Consider the following 17,469-nt stretch of genomic DNA (forward strand, 5'->3'; position numbering starts at 1 on the left):
TGCGGTGCCGGGGTAGCCCGGACGATGGTGCCGGAGACCGATCATGCCGGAGACCTCGGACACGGCTGCGGACCGCCACGCTCCGAACGGCCGAACGACCACGGCGTAGACAGGTCCGCATGACCGATTACGCGAATCCGTCCGTGTCCGTCACCGGTGGGTCGATGCCGCTCCTGGGCTTCGGCACCTGGCAGATCCCCGACGGCGAAGCCCCCGCCGCCGTCGGCGAAGCACTGGCGGCCGGGTACCGCCACATCGACACCGCCACCGGCTACAGCAACCAGCGCGGCGTCGGCAAGGCCCTCGCCGAGTCCGGCCTCGCCCGCGACGACGTGTTCGTGACGACGAAGTTGCCGCCGGACAACGCCGACCGGGTGCGCGAGACGATCGAGGAGAGCCTCGACCAGCTCGGCCTCGACCACCTGGACCTCTGGCTCGTGCACTGGCCGCCGAACGGCGAGGCCCGCCCGGACGTGTGGGAGCAGGTCGTCCAGGCACAGGCCGACGGACTGACCCGAGCCGTCGGTGTGAGCAACTACTCGCTCGACCAGATCGACGAGCTCGTCACCGCGACCGGCACCGCCCCGGCCGTGAACCAGATCAAGTGGAGCCCGGTCGAGTACGACCAGACGATCGCGGACGGGTTGGCCGAGCGCGGGGTCGTGCTCGAGGGCTACAGCCCCTTCAAGGCGAGCAACCTGCAGGACCCGACGCTGCTCGACGTCGCGGGCGAGCACGACGCCGACAGCGCCCAGGTCATCGTCGCCTGGCACGTCGCGCACGGCTTCGTCGTCATCCCGAAGTCGTCGAACCCGGAGCGCATCCGGTCGAACGCTGCCGGTGCCCGCATCGAGCTGTCGGCGGACGAGGTCGCGGCGATTGACGCGCTCGCCCGCTGACCGCTCGCCCACGCTCGCCTGACGCGCAACCGCGCACTACGCCCCGCGCGTCAGGCGAGCAGCGAGCGGATGTCGTCGGCGGTCAGATCGTCGGCGAACAGGGCGTCGTCGTCGATCATCGTGGCGAACAGCTCGGCCTTGCGCGCGGCGAGGGCCAGGACCTTCTCCTCGATGGTGTCCTCGGCGATGAAGCGCTGCACGCTCACCGACCGGGTCTGCCCGATGCGGTGGGTCCGGTCGACGGCCTGGGACTCGGCGGCGGGGTTCCACCAGGGGTCGAGCACGAACACGGTGTCCGCCTCGGTCAGGGTGAGCCCGAAGCCGCCGGCCTTCAGCGAGATGAGGAACGCGGGCGCGGTGCCCTGCCGGAAGCGCTCGATGACCTGTGGGCGTTTGCGGGTCGAGCCGTCGAGGTACTCGTAGCCGACGCCCCGTTCGTCGAGGGCATCGGACACCATCCGCAGGAACGACGTGAACTGGCTGAACACCAGGGCGCGTCGACCTTCCGCTGCGAGCTGTTCGAGTTCGTCGAGCAGCAGGTCGAGCTTGGCGGAGGGGATCGGCGTCGACGGCGACAGGGGCGAGTCCGACCCGTTCGACACGAGCGCCGGCGACAGCGCGAGCATCCGCAGCAGCGTCAGCGACCTGAACACGATCATCCGGTTCTTCGACAGGTCGTCGATCAGGTCGAGGACCTTCAGTCGCTCGCGGTTGAGCGTGCGCTCGTACAGCTCGCGGTGCGCTGGGTCGAGCGTGACCCGGACGACCTGTTCCTGCTTCGGCGGCAGGTCGGCGGCGACGGCCTGCTTCGTCCGGCGGAGCATGAGCGGCCGGATCCGCCGCCGGAGCTTCGCGGTGAGCTGCTGGCGGGCATCGCCCCGGAGCTCGGGGGAGGCGAGCGGCTTCACGTAGTCGTCGCCGAACCGGGTCCAGGTGGACAGCAGCCCGGGCGCGACGATGTGGAACAGCGCCCACAGGTCGGTCAGCCCGTTCTCGAGCGGGGTGCCGGTGATCGCGAACTTCACGGGTGCCTGCAGCTCGGATGCCACACGGTGGGTCTGCGACTGCGGGTTCTTCACGAACTGCGCCTCATCGAGCACGAGCGCCGACCACGGCAGGTCGGTCCATGCCTGCGAGTCGAGCCGGAGCAGCGCGTACGAGGTGACGACGACGTCGGCCTGCGAGGCCGTGCGGGCGACGAGACCGGGGTCCTTCAGCGACGTCGAGGTGACGGCCGCCACCCGCAGTGACGGCGTGAACTTCGCCGCCTCGGCCACCCAGTTGCCGACGACCGAGGTCGGCGCGACGACCAGGAACGGCGCCCCGTCGGGCTCGGCGGCACGGCGCGCGGCGACCATCGCGAGCACCTGCAGGGTCTTGCCGAGGCCCATGTCGTCGGCGAGCACCCCGCCGATGCCGTGTGCCGCCAGGAACGACAGCCAGGCGTACCCGGCGTGCTGGTACGGCCGCAGCTCGGCGTGCACGGTGTCCGGCACCGGGACGTCACCCGGGGGAGTCGCCCCCATCAGCCCCGCGGTGATCGCCTGCCAGCGCTCGTCGTGCGAGGTCTCGTCGGCGAGCAGGTCGAACTCGGTCCACAGCCCGGCCTGCAGCGGCGTCACCTGGATCGGCTGGTCGGGCTCCCACTCGTCGAGGTCGCGGGCCTCGTCGATGAGTTCCTTGAGCCGGTCGAACGCGGGGTCGGCGAGCGACAGGTACGAGTTGTCGACGAGCTTGAGCCGCCGCTGCCGACCGGCCAGCGCCGTGAGCAGCGGGGTGAACGGGATCTGCTTGCCGTTCACGCTCACGATGATGCCGAGGTCGAACCAGTCGTGCTTGTCCGACGGCATCGTCGTGACGCGGATGTGCGGCCGCCCGCTCAACCGTTCGTAGTCGAGGCGCTCGCCCTGCACGACGGTCCGGACGCCGAGCGCCGGCAACTCGGGCAGGAACTCGTTCGCGAACACCGCGACGTCGGCCCCGTCGATGGTGCCGTCCTGGAACCAGTCCAGTCCGCCACCGGGTCCGGCAGGGCGGACGGGAGGCTCGCCAGACGTCGCGTCGTCGGCTCGCGCCGTCGACGTGGCCGGTTCCAGGGCCGCGGGCACGTCGGTGCTGGCCGGGTCGTCGGTGCTGGCTGGAACGTCGGTGCTGGCGGGATCGTCCGCGGCGCGGAGTCCCGTCAGGTCGGGGAGCGGGCCGTGCAGCGACACCGGGTCCTTGCGCCCGTCGACGTGCCAGCGCCAGTGCAGGTGCACCCGGTCGTCGGTGCGGGGCGCCCGGGCCGGCTCGAACGTCGCCGTCAGCACGAGTTCGGGCGGGGTGCGCTCCGGTAGCTCCACCGACCCGTCGGAGCTGACGAGCCCGAGGGCACCGCGCAGCCGGGGCGACCAGTCGGCCAGGAACTCGTCGACCTCGGCCGTCGGCACCGTGATGCGGGTGCCCTCGAGGAGCATGCGCCGTTGGTCGTCGGGCACCGGGGCCGGGGTCGGTGCGAGCCCGACGGTGAACTCCGGGCTCTCGCGGAACACGTACACGCCGTGGTCGCCGACCATCCGCGCGGCACCGGGGACCACCGGGCGGCCGTCGAGCACCGCGCTCGCGCCGATCACCACGGCGTCGTCGTGCCGGGCGACACCGGGCCGAGAGACATCGAGCAGCACCTGGGCCTGCTCGCCGAGGACCACCCCGCCCTCGCGCTTGCCGGTCACGAAGGCGATGTCGAGCCCCGACGCCTGCCGGAGCAACGGCCAGAGCAGCGGGCTGCGGAAGTCGTCGAGGTGCAGCCAGTCGCTCTCGCCGGGCAACCCCGCCAGCTGGCCGGCACGGTGCAGGGCCGCGAGCTGCATGAACCACCCGTGCTGCTCGGCGCCGAGGCCCAGGCGGTTCTGCGAGTAGGGGAGCGTGCCCCAGGTGAGCTGCCCGCGCACCCAGTTGCCGGCGTCGCTGCGGGTCACCGGTCGGACCCCGAGCCGGACCGTGCGAGACGGCGCCGGTAGGGCGCGGCCGGCGGCCCGGGCGCGGGCCGCAAGTGCTGCGGGGACCGCGTCACGCAACTCGAACTGCAGACCCATCCGGGTGCCCTGCGGGGCGACCGCCTGCTCGTCGTCACCGGCGAGGCGGGCGAGGTCGTGCCTCCAGTCCGAGGGCGGCGGAGCCGGCGCTTCCGGACGCGGGCCGGCGTTGGCGGCCAGGGCGCGCGCGTTGATGGTGAGCAGTGCAGCGGCGACGTGTTTGCAGTCGCCGCCGAGGGGACAGCTGCACGAGCTGCGGACCGGGCGGATGAAGTCGCCGCGGGCCACGGTCATGTCGATGCGGCACTCGTAGGGGTCGTCGGCGGTGCCCGAGACGGTCGCCGTGACGGTGCCGTCGTCGGCGTTCCAGACGGCATCGTCGACCAGACCGGCGCGCACGACGTCGCGTGCGCGACCGAAGGTCTGCGGCCCGACGAAACGGATGACGTCGACGGCGTCGATCATCGGGGCTGCTGGCACGGGTCAATCGTGCCAGCTGCCACCGACGCGCGGAGCCGCCGACCCGAACGGCACACATCGAGCAGGGCTACCGTCTGGGTGGACGGGCGACGACTGCTCGCCGCTCTCCACTCGATTGGACACGCTCATGCCGGACCGCTTGCGGTGGGTGCACGATTCTGCAGACCACTGGAACGTGTGGCTCGGCTCCGAGGTCGTCTGCGACGTCACCCGGACGGACCAGTTCACGGTGGACTCGCCGGACCACTCGATCAACGGGGCGCACTCGTCGCTCGAGAGCGCTGCGGCGCAGGTGCAAGGCTGGGTGCGCTGGAGCGGACGCTAGGGCGTCGGTTCGCTACGGCTTCGTCGTGTTCGTGGGGTCGGCCGCGGCCAGCTCCGTGACGAACTCCGTTGACCTCCGGACGATCTGGCCGAGTTCCTTCATTCCCGACGGGCAGTAGCGCCACGACGGAAACGCCCCCACCCTGCGAGGGTGGGGGCGTTCGTGCTTCCGGTTCGGAGCGTGCCTCAGGAGGAGGGTGTGACCTGCCCCTGGAGAGCAATCGCCTTCCACAAGTCGAACGTGCGGTCGTTGCCCTTCGTGACCGACCCGTAGAGCGCGAGTGCAGCCTGGAACTGCTCGCTGTTCAGCGAGCGGAAGTAGCCCGGACCGATGATTGCGCTGCCACGCGTTTCACCCTGGATGATCTTCATGATGTGCCTTTCGTCAGAGTTGAGCTGTTAGAAGCGAACGCTTTGCCCCTGCAGGGCGACGGCTTTCCACACGTCGTACTGCCTGGTCGTACCCTTGTGCGCGGGGCCGAGCAGCACCGTTGCGGCGGAGACGAACTCGTCGGTCGCCAGCGTCCGGTAGTAACCGGGACCGATCACCGCGGTGGTGCGGTCCGGCGCGGCGATCACGACAAGTCCGTCGTCGTCGGCTTCGACCTCTGGACTGGTCGGTTCGACCGCGGAGTAAGCCCTTGTGTAGTTGAAGTGCCAGTTCTCGTTCCCGTAGACCGCGAAACCGTAGGTCGCGCAGGTCGACCGCAGCCACGCGAGGTTTGCGGAGGTCATGTCGGCCTGCAGGAAGTCGACCGCGGCTCCCCAACCATGGTTCGAGGTGCCCGGCTCGGCACCGAGATCGGGGTTGTGACCCCAGTAGTCCCACCAGTACTGCTGGCCCGCGAGGCTGCGGTACCCCTCGTTGACGCGGAGGTAGGCACCGAAGTGCGACCGGAACGCCTTGAGCCACGACAGCAGGTCTCGGGCCGCATCGGGCCTCATGTAGACCTTCGCCAGCGAGCCCGGGAAGCTGTTCGCCACCACCCCCGGGTAGTCGACGATGGTCAGCGCATCGAGCGGGATCTGACCGTTGGAGTAGCCGCCCCAGCCGGTCGCCAGAACGGACATCTGCCCGGACGCTGATGCCTCGGGATACGCCGCCGTGGAAGACGACGCCGAGGCGGCTGTCCCACGCAGCAGGTCCGAACCGAGAGCGGCGGAAGCAACCGCAGCTCCCGCGAAACCCAGCATCTGGCGCCGACTTGGCTGCGTCAACGCCCCATTTCTTTCCGTCATCATTCCCCTAGTCATTTGATCACGAGCTGTCGGCATTGATCAGCTGCATGAACCCTCTCAGAGGGCAGAACGACTGCACTACCCCGCGTTCAGGGGGTGGCGCCGAGGTGCATTCCTGTCAGGCTTGCGCGCAATACTCGACGCGGCTGAGTCGTCGGTAACCCACATCGTCACCCCGCTCGAGGCGAAGGACGTCAAGGAGTTCCACCGCCCTGCCGCGTCCGCCTGCTGAGCTCGACCGCCGATTCTGCGGACGATCTGCGGTCTACGGGGTCTGAGGCGCCTCGGTTGCCGCCAGCTTGCTGTGCTTCCGCGAGTAGCCGAAGTACACGCCCAGTCCGATCGCGAACCACACCGCGAACCGCACCCACGTCTCCCACTGCAGGAACGTCACGAGCCACAGCGACGCGATGACGCCGATGATCGGGATGACGGGCATGAACGGCAACCGGAACTGACGGTCGAGGTCGGGCTGGCGGTAACGGAGCACGATCACCGCGGAACAGACCACCACGAACGCGAGCAGGATCCCGATGTTCGTGAGCTCGGCGACGACACCGATGGGCAGGACGCCCGCCAGGATCGCCGACGCGATGCCGAGGATCCACGTGACGCGGGTCGGGACGTGGCGCTTCGGGTCGGTCTTCGAGAACCACTTCGGCATCAGGCCGTCGCGGCTCATCGAGAACCAGACGCGGCTGGCGCCGAGCATGAACGTGACGAGCACCGTGACGATGCCGACGATGGCGCCGATCGCGATGACGTTCGCGACACCACCGAGGCCGACCGATGCGAACGCCGACGAGAAGCCCGAGGCCGGGTCGATGTCGGTGTACTTCTGCATCCCGGTCAGCACCAGCGTCGCCAGCACGTACAGGACCATCGAGATGCCGAGGGACAGCAGGATCGCCTTCGGCATGTGCTTGCGGGCGTCGACGGACTCCTCGGCCGCGGTGGACATGGCGTCGTACCCGAACACCGCGAAGAACACCGTCGCGGCACCGGTCATCACACCGCCGAAGCCGAACGGGAAGTACGGGGAGTAGTTCGCGCTGTTGATGTGGAACACGCCGAGCACGACGATGAGCACGACGAGCGCGACCTTGATGCCGACGGCGACGAACTCGAACCGGGCGGCGCTGCGGATGCCGCGGGTGAGCACGAACGCGGTGACCAGGCACAGGATGATCGCGAAGACGTCGATCACGTGTCCGTCGCCGGTGCCGGGCGCGCCGAGCATCCACGCGGGCAGGTCGATGCCGAACTGGCCGACCAGGAACCCGACGTAGCCGGAGATGCCGATCGCGACCACCGCCACGATCGCGGTGTACTCGAGCAGCAGATCCCACCCGATGAACCACCCGACGATCTCGCCGAGGACCGCGTAGCCGTACGTGTACGCGCTGCCGGCCTTCGGGATGAGGCCGGCGAACTCGGCGTACGAGAGCGCTGCGGCAGCACTCGCGACGCCGGCGACCAGGAAGCTGATGAGGACCGCGGGACCGGCGACGCCGTTCGCCACGGTGCCGGCGAGGGTGAAGATCCCCGCGCCGATGATGCCGCCGATGCCGATCGCGGTGAGCTGCCAGAGGCCGAGGTGCCGTTTCAGGCCACCCTCGGCTCCGGTGTCGTCATCGATCGTCTCGATGGGCTTCCGTCGGAAGAGCGTGCGTGTCGTCGTCGTCACCCGCCCATGGTGCACCTTGCGGCGGTCTCGTGCGCGGGCGGCGGGCCGCGCCGAGTGTCGGGCTGAGCGACAGTTCCCGCGCCGCCGGGCCCGTGAAGTGTCGCCCAGCCCGAGACTCGGGCCCGCCCGGCCGAGACTCGTGCCGGCCCCGCCGAGCCCGACCGCAGCCGCACGGCGTAGACACGATCCCATGCGCCATCCCACACGGATCGAACCCGGTCCCGGACAGGAATCGGTCTGGGACTACCCCCGCCCGCCCGCCGTCGAGCCCGTCACCGCCCGCGTCGTCGTCCGGTTCGGCGGCACCGTCGTGGCCGACACGACCGATGCCGTGCGGGTCCTCGAGACGTCGCACCCGCCGGTGTACTACCTGCCGATGGCCGACCTCGACCTCCGCCCCGCCCAGGGGTCGAGCATGTGCGAGTTCAAGGGCCGGGCGCGGTACTTCGACGTGGTCGGCGGGGACGGCACCGTCGCGAGCCGCGCCGCGTGGAACTACCCGACCCCCGAGCCGGGCTACGAGTCGCTCCGGGACCGCGTCGCGATCTACCCGTCGGCGATGGACTCGTGCGAGGTCGGCGGCGAGGTCGTGCAGTCGCAGGACGGTGACTTCTACGGCGGCTGGATCACGTCGGACGTCGTCGGACCGTTCAAGGGCGCGCCCGGCACGCTCGGCTGGTGAGCCGTCGCTCGGCCGGTGACCCGCGTCAGCGGTTCGCGTAGGGCGACCAGAACGGCGGTGGGAACGCCCCGGCGGTCGCGATGACGAGCAGCTGCCAGAGGATCATGACCAGCCCGGCCGCGCCGATGACGATGCCGATCCACGCCCAGACCTGCACCGCCCGGCGACGGCGACCGGCGATGACGATCGCGCGCCAGCCGCTCAGCACGCAGACGATGCCGAACGCAGCACCGAGCAGGACGTGCCGGACCGTGCCCTGCGCCGGCACGATGATGCCGAGGTAGAACGCGACCGGGCCGAGCAGCACGGCGCACGTCGCTGGGGCTGCTGGCGGTTCGTGGTCCCGAGAGGGTGCTCCCATACGTCTGAATGTACCGAGCCGGTCGGGTTCCGTACACGTGCGAGCACCGTTGCCCGGGAGCAGGCACGATGGAGGCATGCGTTCCTTCCTCCGCGTCCTGCTCGGCCTGGCGCTCGTGTTCGCCGGCACGAGTCACCTCACCTTCGCGCGCAAGGAGTTCACGGCCCAGGTCCCGGAGTTCGTGCCGCTCTCCGAGGACACGACCGTGCTGGCCTCCGGTGTCGCCGAGATCACCCTCGGCTCGGCGCTCGTGCTCGCACCGAAGCCGGCCCGACGCTTCGTCGGCTCAGCCGCTGCACTGTTCTTCACGGTGATCTTCCCGGGCAACCTGTCGCAGTGGGTCAACCGCCGCGACGCGTTCGGCCTGGACACCGACGAGAAGCGCGTCGCGCGCCTGTTCGGGCAGCCGCTGCTCATCGCCGCGGCCCTCTGGTCCACGCGCGGCCGGCGGTCCTGATGGACGGGCCCGCCCGGTCGTCCGGTCCGGCTGACGCCGGTTCGGCGCCTCGGTCGGGTCCGGAGTCGGTGCCCGGCTCGGGTCCGGAGTCGGTTCCGGGGGCGCGTCTCGATCCGCTCGGGTCGGCTCCGGCACGGTTCGGACGGGAGGCCCGCCACCCCCTGGCAGGCCGCCGCCGCGTCGCGGACGTGGTCGCCTCCATCGCCCTGCTCGTCGTGCTGACGCTCGAAGCGTTGGCAGCGGGGTGGGGCATCAAGCTCATGTCGTTGGCGTTCGTGTCGTGCGCTGCCCCGGGGAACACCTGCAACGCGGGGCTCGGTGACTCGGTCGTGACGGTCGGGCCGATCCTGATCGCACTGGTACTCGTCGCCTCGATCGTGGTGTGCATCCTGCGGCTGGTTCGGCGTCGGCTGGCGTGGCCGGTCGTGCTCGTCGGGATGGCCGCCGTCGTCGCGGTGTTCTTCGCGGCGCTGCTCCTCATCGAGAGCTCGGTGACGCACGGCATCTGAGGGGCGCCGCCGTCCCGAGGTTCCGAAATCTCGGCATGTCGGCGCCCTGTTCGTCGAGATCTGGAACCTCGGCGATCAGCGTGCGGCATGTCGTGGAACCTCGCCGAGCCGGTCGGGTTCGGACTGGAGGCCCGTCCAGCGACCGCGGGAGCGTCGGGATCGCCGCAGTCGGACGGCTCGCGGCCTCAAGCTGTCCTCCACAGGTGGCTGCGGCGGCGAGGTTGTCCACAGATGCGCACGGTGGCCGTCAGTGTGCGGGCCGGGTTCGCGACGCTGGAGTCATGCCTGACACCGACACCCTCGACCGCCTGATCCGAACCCCTGTCCGTACCGACGACGACGTCGTCCAACTCGTCGCCGCCCTGGTCGACCGCCCGGTGCGCCGGCAGTGCTGGGTGGTGTTCCTCGACGAGCTCGGGATGTCGATCCCGTTCCTGCTGCCCATCGCGGACCTGCCCTACCAACCGGACGAGCACGTCAGCGACTTCGCGTCGTTGATCTCCGAGATCGTCGGGCAGCTCGGCGCGGTCGACGTCGTCCTCGCGTGGGAGCGGCCCGGTGTCGACCGGGTGCACCCGGTCGACTGGGAGTGGGTCGACGCGTGCGCCTGCGCCCTCGACGAGCACGCGATCCGGCTGCGCGCGCAGGTCGTCGTCCACGACGGCGGTGCCGCGATGGTCGAACTCGACGAGCACGACCAGGACCAGGACGTCGCGTGACCGTCGGGCCCGGCGGTCTCGTGAACGGTCAGCCCTGCGGGGCGGTGTCCGGCACGGTCTCGCCCGTCAGCCCCTCGACGACGGCCTTCGCCGCGGGCCAGGACTTCGCGTAGTGCTCGGGGTCCGAGTTGATCTGCACCGCGTGCGCCATCTGCGTCGGCGTCATCGTCTTCCAGCCGGGGACCTTGACGAGCTTCGCGTAGAACATCGACGCCGCCGTGTACGGGTCCATCCGCTGCTCGTACGTGCCCCAGGCGCCGTTGTCGCGCTGCTGGAACAGGCCGCGGCTGTCCGGTCCCGCGGCGTCGCCGTGGTCCAGGTTCACCAGGCTCGACTCGCCGATCGCCGTCATGACCCCGACGGCCTGGGTGTGCGGCCCGATGCCGACTGCCTTCGCGGCCTGGATCACCGACGCGGCGTTCACCAGGCGGTCCTGGCAGAAGCCCGCGATGGGGCCGGCGGGGACGACCATGCCGCCGACGGTCTTCGAGGCGACCTTCGGGCACGTGGGGGTGGCGTCGGCGGCGCTGGACTTCGCGATGCCGGCGATCGAGTTGACCGCGATCACGACGAGCACCACCACCCCGATCCCGACGACCACGATGCCGGCGCCGAACACCGACGCGAGTGTGATGCCGACACGGCGCATGACGGGACCTCTCGACGGACGGGGCGGGGCAGGCGGAGCACGACGAGCGTACGGGCGCCGCCTGGGAACCGCACCCGCCCGATCGGGGGCCGCCGTGACGAACTGACGGTCCTGGTGCTCCGAACACGGGGTTCGGGCACCAGGACCGTCAACGGCGACGTGAGGGTCATCCCGGCGTCAGCGGCGTCAGCGGCGTCGGTGTCAGCGTCGGCGGCGGCGCGACCTGCTCCGACCCCATCCGCCGGCGGACAGGGAGGCGAGCGCGATGGCGGCGATGACGATCGTCCAGATGACGGCGGTCGCGTCCATCAGACGTCGCGGTGGTCGTGCGGCGGGTGCTGCACCTTCGTCGGTTCGGTGACCAGGCCGGTCGGGGCCTTCTCGGGCTGCTTGCGACCGTGCGTGAACCAGGTCAGGATCCACAGCAGCACACCCAGGGCCAGCAGTGCACCGGCGATCTGGTACTGCTGCGGGTCACGGCCGGACGAGAACGGCAGCACGAGCCACAGGCAGGTGATGATGCCGATGACGGGGATGATCACGCCGGCTCGGAAGTGCTTGTGGTCGACCTTGTCGCGGCGGAGCACGAGCACCGTCAGGTTCACGACGGCGAACACCGTGAGCAGCAGGAGCGAGGTTGTGCCACCGAGGACCACCACGATCGGGGAGTCCGGGTCGAGCGAGACCCAACCGATGAGCAGCAGGGAGATCGCGGTGGTGAAGACGATCGCGTTCGACGGGGTGCGACGGGCGGGGGAGATGCGGGCCAGGAAGCCCGGCAGCACGCCCTGCTTGCTCATGCCGTACAGCAGTCGCGACGCCATCATCATGTTGATCAGGGCGGTGTTGGCCACGGCGAACATCGAGATGAACGGCAGCAGGTCGGCGATCGGGAAGTCCGGTGCGGCGGTCTGCACGACGGTCACGAGCGGGGTCTCGTTGCCGGCGAGTTCACCGATCGGCACGACGGCCACGGCGCAGATCGACACGAGCGTGTAGATCACGGCCGTGATGCCGAGGCCGGTGAGCATCACCTTCGGGAAGATGCGCGAGGGGTCCTTGGTCTCCTCGGCCATGTTCACCGAGTCCTCGAAGCCGACCATCGCGAAGAACGCCAGCGACGTCGCCGTGGAGATCGACATGAGCAGGGTCTTGTCCTCCGGGGTCTCGAACATCACGACCCGCGAGAAGTCCGCGTTGCCGCCCGCGATCGCCCAGAAGCCGATCAGGATCACCATGACGAGACCGGACAGCTCGACCAGGGTGAGGACGACGTTCGTCTTCACGCTCTCACTGACACCGCGGAAGTTGATCGCCATCACCGCGAGCATGAAGCCCATGGCGATGAGCATCACGACGGCGTTCGGCAACTCGAGGCCGAACCCGACGCCGAGGTTGGCGGCGAACGCCCGCGACGCCGTCGACGCCGAGGTGATGCCGGAACACATCACGATGAAGGTCACGATGAAGGTGATGAAGTGGACGCCGAACGCCTTGTGCACGTAGAGCGCAGCGCCCGCGGTCTGCGGGTACTTCGTCACGAGCTCCAGGTACGAGAACGCCGTCAGCAGGGCGACCGCGAAGGCGATGAGGAAGGGGAGCCACGCTGCTCCTCCGACCTCTGCCGCGACCTGACCGGTGAGCGCGTAGACACCCGTTCCCAGGATGTCGCCGACGATGAACAGCAGCAGGAGCTTGGGACCGATGACCCTGCGGAGCTCGGGCTGCTCCTGCTGTGGTCGGTCCGTCTTGGTGGTGGCCATGCGTCACCCTTGCGCGCGAGACGCCTTGCTGTCTAGTCCCACAGGAAGGTTTCTCGCGATCGCAACACGGTCGCTCGGCGACGGATACTCTCCGGGCCATGGACCACGAGTCGAACACCACCGAAGAGCCCGTCGAGTTCGCCGACTTCAACGCGAAGCTGCTGGTGCTCGACGTCCTCTGCTACGACCTCGACGTCCTCGACCCCTACGACCCGGAAACGGCCGACGAGACGGACGAGGACCTCGACGTCGACGGCCAGGACGACCGGGCCCGTGAGTACTACGACGACCTGGAACTCCTGCCGTCGCACCTGTCGCTCGTCACGGAGCTCACCGTCGACACCGAGCTCGAGGTGCTCCAGGACGTGCACCCCGGGTGGGAGGGCTCCGACGACCGCTTCGACCCGCAGAACTGGGACGACGTCCTCGACCTGCCGGCACTCCGCACCGTGTACGCAGCTGCGCCGCTGCCCGCCCACGTCGCCGAGGCCCTGGCCGCGAAGGGCGTCGAGGTCCGCTCAGCCTGACGGAGGGACCGGCGCAGGGAACTACAGCGAGCGGTCCAACGCTCGCAGCTGCTCGGTGAACTGCTTCGCGCCACCCTGCGCAGGGTGCCGGACGGCGATCGCCTCGATGCCGGCCAACGCGAGCGCACCCTGGGCCTTCCGCCCCACCGCGACCACCCGGACCCGGTCGACGCCACCGAGGGCATCGAGCAGTGCGAGGGCCACGGGTGCTCCCGACCGCACCTCGGCCGGACGGGGTGTGCGGTTCGTCAACCGGTCCGGCGCGACGAACGGGTGGTGCGGGAAGATCGCCCACGCCACGGGGAGCGGCCCGGCCCAGTCGGACAGCGCCGCCTGCACCACGCGCGACGAGGCCTCCCACGGGGCGGTCGGCTCCGGCGGCACCAGGTAGTCGTCGCCGAAGCGGTCCGTCCCGAGCTCGCGCATGCTCGTGAACGGGATGCCGGTGTTCGTCATGCCGCGCCACCCGGGTGCCTCGGCCACGAGCAGGGTGTCCGCCGCCGGCCCCAACTCCTCCAGGTACCGCTGCAGGTTCGATCGCCGCAGCCGCCCCTCGGCCGAACCGAGGTCGTACAGTGCCTCGGCGTCCGCCTCCACGGGCACGGCGTCGAGCGCTGCCCAGAACGCGTCGAACGCCGTCATCTCACGATCCGACCCGCGACCCGCGGCCGAGCACCCGGCGGTACACGTCCTCGAGCCCCGAAGCCGATCGTTCCCAGCTCAGACGCTCCGCGTGCTCCCGCCCGGCCGAGGACAGCGCGGCCGCGTACCCGGAGTCCGTCAGGATCCGCTCGATCTCGGCAGCCCACACCGACGGCTCACGGGACTCCAGCACGACACCCGTCTCACCGTCGACCACGGCCTCACGCAGCCCCCCGGCAGCCGCGGCCACGACCGGCACCCCGGACGCCGAGCCCTCCAGCGCCACGAGGCCGTACGTCTCGGAGTGCGACGGCACGAGCACGGCTGCCGCGCCACGGAACAGGAACGCCAGGTCGGCACGCGACTGCGGCCCGATGAAGGTGACGCGGTCGGCGATGCCCCGCGCGGCGGCGAGCCGACGCAGTTCGTCCACGTAGTCACCCGCCTCGCTCGAAGCGTCCCCGGCGATGATCAAGGCGGGACGGGCCTCCTGGCTGATGCCCGCGATCGCCTCGATGGCCAGGTCGAGCCCCTTCAACGGCTGCACGCGAGCCGCCGCGACGACGTAGGGCGTGGCGGCCCGGCGCGCACCGGCAGCCGCCGGACGGAAGACCGACCCGTCGACCCCGGGCGGCACGATCCAGATCCGCGCGTCGGCACCGCCGAGCCTCGTCCGGACCGTCGACGCCTCGGCCTCGGACACCACGACGACCGCATCCGACTCACGCGCCAGCTGCTGCTCGCCCGTGATGCGCCCGGCGGACTCGGGTCGCTCACCCTCGGACAACGGCGTCTCGGGGTCGGCGGCGATCGAATGGAACGACTGCACGTGCGGGATGCCACGCTCACGGGCGACCGGCAGCGCAGCGGCACCGGAGAACCAGTGGTGCGAGTGCAGGACGTCGAACGGCCCGAGATGCTCGAGCTCGTGGCGGAACGGCTCGATGAACGCGTCGTGCTCACCCTTCGGCACCGGCTCCGCCGGACCCGCCGACAGGAACCGCAGGCACACACCCGGTACGAGCGACACCGAGTCCGGCTGCGTCGGCGCCGAACGCCGCGTGATGATGTCGACGTGGTGGCCACGATCGGCCAGCGCCTCGGCCTGGTGCCGGACGACGACGTTCATGCCGCCGACCTCGCCCGAGCCGGGTTCGTCTCCGGGGGAGGTGTGCAGCGACACCAGCCCGATGTGCAGGGGTTCGCTCGTCGTGCTCACCGGTCAACCCTAGCCGCGCGTGCCGCGCTGCGACGGGCGCGCGGGCGCCACCACGACCGGCTGGCGGCCCGCCTCGTCCACCGGGTCGGACGGGAGGCTCGGATCGCCTCCCAGGATCTGCACGCGCTGGTCACCGTGACGCTCCCAGAACGCCGCCGTCCAGGCACACAGGGCACCGTCGAGCAGGTCCTCGCGGTGCTTGTGCGTCGGACCGTGCAGCCCCGACGGGTCGGCGAGCCCCGCAGTCAGCGGATGCGAGTCGAGCTGCAACGGCGGGTCGAGCGGGGCCTCGCGCAAGCGCCGGACGAGCTCGTCGAACGCCTCGGCGCGGCGTGCCCGGGCCTCGGCTGCCGGCACCCTGAGGTCCAGGCGCTTGTACCGGGGCCGCTCGACGTCGTACCCGAGCTCCTCGACGCCGACCAGGGTCGTGTACGGGTAGCACTCGAACACCGCCGGGCCCGTCCTGGCGTGCATCGACGCCGTGTCGGACACGTACTCGACGCCCAGTGCGGTGAGCCGGTCGAGCAGGCGGGAGCCGGCGCTCGCCGCGGAGGCCTGGTTCGTCGGGTTCGCCGCGACCTTCCATCGGCCGTACCGTTGCCCCACCTGCCGTTCCGCTTCGCGGATGCCCGTCGGGTTCGTCACCACGAGAGAGGCGTCGACAGCGATGAGCGATCGCGGCCCGAGGTGTTCCGCGATCCATTCGGTGACGTCGTCGACCCCGCAGGCCCATCCGGCGTCGATGATCGTGCCGTCGGCCTCCATCGCGACCAGTCCGGTCTCGTTGGGCGCGCGGCTCGCGGTGCCGAGTCCCCACGCCAGGTCCACTCCGAGGTACGCGCTCACCCGTCCATCGTGCACCGAGTACCTTCCGCTGCATGGCGAGCGAAGCGACGACGGTGCGGGTGCCCGGTCCGGACGGGGACCGCGAGGTCCGGATCAGCAGCCCGTCCCGGGTGCTCTGGCCGGACGCCGGGATCACCAAGGCCGACCTCGCCGAGTACCTGGTGACGGTGGGCGACGCCTTCGTCCGCGCGAACGGCGACCGACCGATCTCGCTGCAGCGGTTCCCCGGCGGTGTCGACGGCGAGCAGTTCTTCTCGAAGAACCCGCCGAAGGGTGCGCCGGACTACGTGCGGTCGGTCACGGTGACGTACCCGAGCGGCCGGAAGCACCCGCAGCTCGTGGTCGACTAGCCGGCCGTCGCGGTGTGGGCCGCGCAGATGAACACCGTGGTCTTCCACCCGTGGGCATCGCGCGCCGAGGACAGCGACCACCCGGACCAGCTCCGCATCGACCTCGACCCGCAGCCCGGCACGGACTTCTCGGACACGGTGCCCGTGGCGCAGGAACTCCGGAAGGTCCTGGACGAAGCGGGTCTGACGGCGTGGATCAAGACGAGCGGCAACCGCGGTCTGCACGTGTTCGCCCCGATCGCCCCCGAGCACGAGTTCCTCGACGTCCGGCACGCCGTGATCGCCGCCGCCCGAGAACTCGAACGGCGGATGCCCGACCGGGTCACGACGGCGTGGTGGAAGGAGGAGCGAGGGCAGCGGGTGTTCGTCGACTTCAACCAGGCGAACCGCGACCGCACGATGGCCGGTGCCTACAGCCCGCGGGCACTGGCGCACGCCTCGGTGTCGACGCCGATCACGTGGGACGAGCTGCCGACGGCGGACCCGACGACCTTCACGATCCGGACCGTCCCCGAGCGCCTGGCGACGATCGGCGACCCGTGGCAGGCGATGCACGACGAGCCGGCGAGCATCGCGCCGTTGCTGGCGTGGTGGGAGCGCGACCTGGACAACGGCGAGGGTGAACTGCCGTTCCCACCGGACTTCCCGAAGATGCCGGGCGAGCCTCCGCGCGTGCAACCGTCCCGAGCGAAGAAGTCCTGACCCGGAGCCAGCGCGGACCGTCAGACGGCGGGCAGCGTGTCCGTCGAGCGGTCGGGGTCGTCGACGCGCGATGTCTGCATCGGCAGTCCGACGCTCGCCGTGTGCAGGCGGGTCAGGCGCGACCAGGTGCCGCGGTGCGCGTCGCTGATGCCGTCGACGATCACGAGCCCAGGCCGATCGTGACGAGTGCGAGCGCGGTGGCGGTCACGCCGGCGATGGCGCTGATGACCGCACTGAGCTGCAGGGTGCGCTGGCGGCGTGCCTCGCGTACCTCGGTGAAGGGGTTCCGCTGCGAGTGGCGGACAAGCGTGCTGGTGCTCATGTCGATCCGCTTTCGGTCCTGGGGCTCCCGGGATGGGTGCCTCGTGCTGCTGGTCTCCATCGTGGCAGCGTTTCGCTA

18 protein-coding genes and 2 pseudogenes are annotated in these 17,469 nt (G+C 70.5%); 8 read left to right on the forward strand and 12 right to left on the reverse strand.

Annotated features, from left to right (window positions below):
- The first annotated feature begins 119 nt into the window (after positions 1 to 119).
- Positions 120 to 899 carry an aldo/keto reductase gene (locus tag ITJ60_RS15905; RefSeq protein WP_228510542.1) on the forward strand — a complete coding sequence of 260 codons (780 nt, stop codon included), beginning with the start codon at positions 120 to 122 and terminating at the stop codon, positions 897 to 899.
- 50 nt (positions 900 to 949) lie between these two features.
- Here ITJ60_RS15905 and ITJ60_RS15910 read toward each other — a convergent pair whose 3' ends face one another.
- Positions 950 to 4,393 carry an SNF2-related protein gene (locus tag ITJ60_RS15910; RefSeq protein WP_194648651.1) on the reverse strand — a complete coding sequence of 1,148 codons (3,444 nt, stop codon included), beginning with the start codon at positions 4,391 to 4,393 and terminating at the stop codon, positions 950 to 952.
- A 127-nt stretch (positions 4,394 to 4,520) separates the two neighbouring features.
- Here ITJ60_RS15910 and ITJ60_RS15915 point away from each other — a divergent pair, with 127 nt between their 5' ends.
- The gene (locus tag ITJ60_RS15915) at positions 4,521 to 4,718 is read left to right on the forward strand and encodes a hypothetical protein (RefSeq protein ID WP_123292404.1); all 198 of its coding nucleotides are present in this window, start codon (positions 4,521 to 4,523) and stop codon (positions 4,716 to 4,718) included.
- 185 nt (positions 4,719 to 4,903) lie between these two features.
- Here ITJ60_RS15915 and ITJ60_RS15920 read toward each other — a convergent pair whose 3' ends face one another.
- The 3 genes from ITJ60_RS15920 to ITJ60_RS15930 form a co-directional block, all read right to left on the reverse strand.
- Entirely contained in the window at positions 4,904 to 5,089 is a 186-nt protein-coding gene (locus ITJ60_RS15920; protein WP_159573692.1) for a hypothetical protein, read from the reverse strand.
- Between the two features lie 27 nt (positions 5,090 to 5,116).
- Positions 5,117 to 5,788, reverse strand: coding sequence for a D-alanyl-D-alanine carboxypeptidase family protein (locus ITJ60_RS15925; protein ID WP_194648652.1), 672 nt, complete (start codon positions 5,786 to 5,788; stop codon positions 5,117 to 5,119).
- Between the two features lie 433 nt (positions 5,789 to 6,221).
- On the reverse strand, positions 6,222 to 7,643 hold the full coding sequence (locus tag ITJ60_RS15930) for an amino acid permease (RefSeq protein ID WP_159573690.1): 1,422 nt from the start codon (positions 7,641 to 7,643) through the stop codon (positions 6,222 to 6,224).
- A 190-nt stretch (positions 7,644 to 7,833) separates the two neighbouring features.
- On the opposite strand from ITJ60_RS15930, the gene ITJ60_RS15935 reads away from it, so the two are divergent.
- Entirely contained in the window at positions 7,834 to 8,325 is a 492-nt protein-coding gene (locus tag ITJ60_RS15935; protein WP_123292406.1) for a DUF427 domain-containing protein, read from the forward strand.
- A gap of 25 nt (positions 8,326 to 8,350) precedes the next feature.
- On the opposite strand, the gene ITJ60_RS15940 is transcribed toward ITJ60_RS15935, so the two are convergent.
- The gene (locus ITJ60_RS15940) at positions 8,351 to 8,686 is read right to left on the reverse strand and encodes a hypothetical protein (RefSeq protein ID WP_194648653.1); all 336 of its coding nucleotides are present in this window, start codon (positions 8,684 to 8,686) and stop codon (positions 8,351 to 8,353) included.
- A 76-nt stretch (positions 8,687 to 8,762) separates the two neighbouring features.
- On the opposite strand from ITJ60_RS15940, the gene ITJ60_RS15945 reads away from it, so the two are divergent.
- From ITJ60_RS15945 to ITJ60_RS15955, 3 genes and pseudogenes are all read left to right on the forward strand, one after another.
- Positions 8,763 to 9,143 carry a hypothetical protein gene (locus tag ITJ60_RS15945; protein WP_194648654.1) on the forward strand — a complete coding sequence of 127 codons (381 nt, stop codon included), beginning with the start codon at positions 8,763 to 8,765 and terminating at the stop codon, positions 9,141 to 9,143.
- Positions 9,110 to 9,652: pseudogene (locus ITJ60_RS19015) on the forward strand (DUF6264 family protein); the annotation flags it as partial. The gene ITJ60_RS15945 and the pseudogene ITJ60_RS19015, both read left to right, overlap by 34 nt.
- A gap of 281 nt (positions 9,653 to 9,933) precedes the next feature.
- Positions 9,934 to 10,371: a hypothetical protein gene (locus ITJ60_RS15955; protein WP_194648655.1), complete on the forward strand. Its 438-nt coding sequence runs from the start codon at positions 9,934 to 9,936 to the stop codon at positions 10,369 to 10,371.
- Between the two features lie 28 nt (positions 10,372 to 10,399).
- Here the strand turns inward: ITJ60_RS15955 and ITJ60_RS15960 are convergent, their stop codons facing one another.
- Entirely contained in the window at positions 10,400 to 11,020 is a 621-nt protein-coding gene (locus ITJ60_RS15960; protein ID WP_123340324.1) for a hypothetical protein, read from the reverse strand.
- A gap of 308 nt (positions 11,021 to 11,328) precedes the next feature.
- A complete protein-coding gene (locus ITJ60_RS15965) occupies positions 11,329 to 12,783 on the reverse strand; it encodes an APC family permease (RefSeq protein WP_123292412.1) in 1,455 nt (484 codons plus the stop codon).
- Between the two features lie 98 nt (positions 12,784 to 12,881).
- Between ITJ60_RS15965 and ITJ60_RS15970 the strand changes: the two genes are divergently transcribed.
- Complete coding sequence (locus tag ITJ60_RS15970; protein ID WP_159573685.1) at positions 12,882 to 13,310, forward strand: DUF6892 domain-containing protein; 429 nt, start codon at positions 12,882 to 12,884, stop codon at positions 13,308 to 13,310.
- Positions 13,311 to 13,331: 21 nt separating this feature from the next.
- Here ITJ60_RS15970 and ITJ60_RS15975 read toward each other — a convergent pair whose 3' ends face one another.
- The 3 genes from ITJ60_RS15975 to ITJ60_RS15985 are packed head-to-tail and all read right to left on the reverse strand — an operon-like array spanning position 13,332 to position 16,017.
- On the reverse strand, positions 13,332 to 13,952 hold the full coding sequence (locus tag ITJ60_RS15975) for a uracil-DNA glycosylase (RefSeq protein WP_194648656.1): 621 nt from the start codon (positions 13,950 to 13,952) through the stop codon (positions 13,332 to 13,334).
- Between the two features lies 1 nt (position 13,953).
- Positions 13,954 to 15,171 carry a glycosyltransferase gene (locus ITJ60_RS15980; RefSeq protein WP_194648657.1) on the reverse strand — a complete coding sequence of 406 codons (1,218 nt, stop codon included), beginning with the start codon at positions 15,169 to 15,171 and terminating at the stop codon, positions 13,954 to 13,956.
- 9 nt (positions 15,172 to 15,180) lie between these two features.
- Positions 15,181 to 16,017, reverse strand: coding sequence for a DUF429 domain-containing protein (locus tag ITJ60_RS15985; RefSeq protein WP_194648658.1), 837 nt, complete (start codon positions 16,015 to 16,017; stop codon positions 15,181 to 15,183).
- Between the two features lie 32 nt (positions 16,018 to 16,049).
- Here ITJ60_RS15985 and ligD point away from each other — a divergent pair.
- Positions 16,050 to 17,069, forward strand: a pseudogene (gene ligD / locus ITJ60_RS15990) (non-homologous end-joining DNA ligase).
- 20 nt (positions 17,070 to 17,089) lie between these two features.
- Here the strand turns inward: ligD and ITJ60_RS15995 are convergent.
- Together ITJ60_RS15995 and ITJ60_RS16000 are read right to left on the reverse strand one after the other, a co-directional pair.
- On the reverse strand, positions 17,090 to 17,233 hold the full coding sequence (locus tag ITJ60_RS15995) for a hypothetical protein (protein WP_159573682.1): 144 nt from the start codon (positions 17,231 to 17,233) through the stop codon (positions 17,090 to 17,092).
- Positions 17,230 to 17,391 (reverse strand): hypothetical protein, encoded by a 162-nt coding sequence (locus tag ITJ60_RS16000; protein ID WP_159573681.1) that lies wholly within the window; start codon positions 17,389 to 17,391, stop codon positions 17,230 to 17,232. The genes ITJ60_RS15995 and ITJ60_RS16000 overlap by 4 nt, the downstream gene beginning before the upstream one ends.
- Between the last annotated feature and the right edge of the window lie 78 nt (positions 17,392 to 17,469).

This window comes from Curtobacterium sp. VKM Ac-2884, assembly GCF_015350945.1.
Taxonomy (GTDB): Bacteria; Actinomycetota; Actinomycetes; order Actinomycetales; family Microbacteriaceae; genus Curtobacterium.

Coding starts and splice junctions, on each gene's coding strand:
- ITJ60_RS15965 (WP_123292412.1), bottom strand. CDS start 12,783: ATGGCCACCACCAAGACGGACCGACCACAGCAGGAGCAGCCCGAGCTC.
- ITJ60_RS15945 (WP_194648654.1), top strand. CDS start 8,763: ATGCGTTCCTTCCTCCGCGTCCTGCTCGGCCTGGCGCTCGTGTTCGCC.
- ITJ60_RS15975 (WP_194648656.1), bottom strand. CDS start 13,952: ATGACGGCGTTCGACGCGTTCTGGGCAGCGCTCGACGCCGTGCCCGTG.
- ITJ60_RS15925 (WP_194648652.1), bottom strand. CDS start 5,788: ATGTCCGTTCTGGCGACCGGCTGGGGCGGCTACTCCAACGGTCAGATC.
- ITJ60_RS16000 (WP_159573681.1), bottom strand. CDS start 17,391: ATGAGCACCAGCACGCTTGTCCGCCACTCGCAGCGGAACCCCTTCACC.
- ITJ60_RS15905 (WP_228510542.1), top strand. CDS start 120: ATGACCGATTACGCGAATCCGTCCGTGTCCGTCACCGGTGGGTCGATG.
- ITJ60_RS15920 (WP_159573692.1), bottom strand. CDS start 5,089: ATGAAGATCATCCAGGGTGAAACGCGTGGCAGCGCAATCATCGGTCCG.
- ITJ60_RS15955 (WP_194648655.1), top strand. CDS start 9,934: ATGCCTGACACCGACACCCTCGACCGCCTGATCCGAACCCCTGTCCGT.
- ITJ60_RS15935 (WP_123292406.1), top strand. CDS start 7,834: ATGCGCCATCCCACACGGATCGAACCCGGTCCCGGACAGGAATCGGTC.
- ITJ60_RS15960 (WP_123340324.1), bottom strand. CDS start 11,020: ATGCGCCGTGTCGGCATCACACTCGCGTCGGTGTTCGGCGCCGGCATC.
- ITJ60_RS15940 (WP_194648653.1), bottom strand. CDS start 8,686: ATGGGAGCACCCTCTCGGGACCACGAACCGCCAGCAGCCCCAGCGACG.
- ITJ60_RS15915 (WP_123292404.1), top strand. CDS start 4,521: ATGCCGGACCGCTTGCGGTGGGTGCACGATTCTGCAGACCACTGGAAC.
- ITJ60_RS15970 (WP_159573685.1), top strand. CDS start 12,882: ATGGACCACGAGTCGAACACCACCGAAGAGCCCGTCGAGTTCGCCGAC.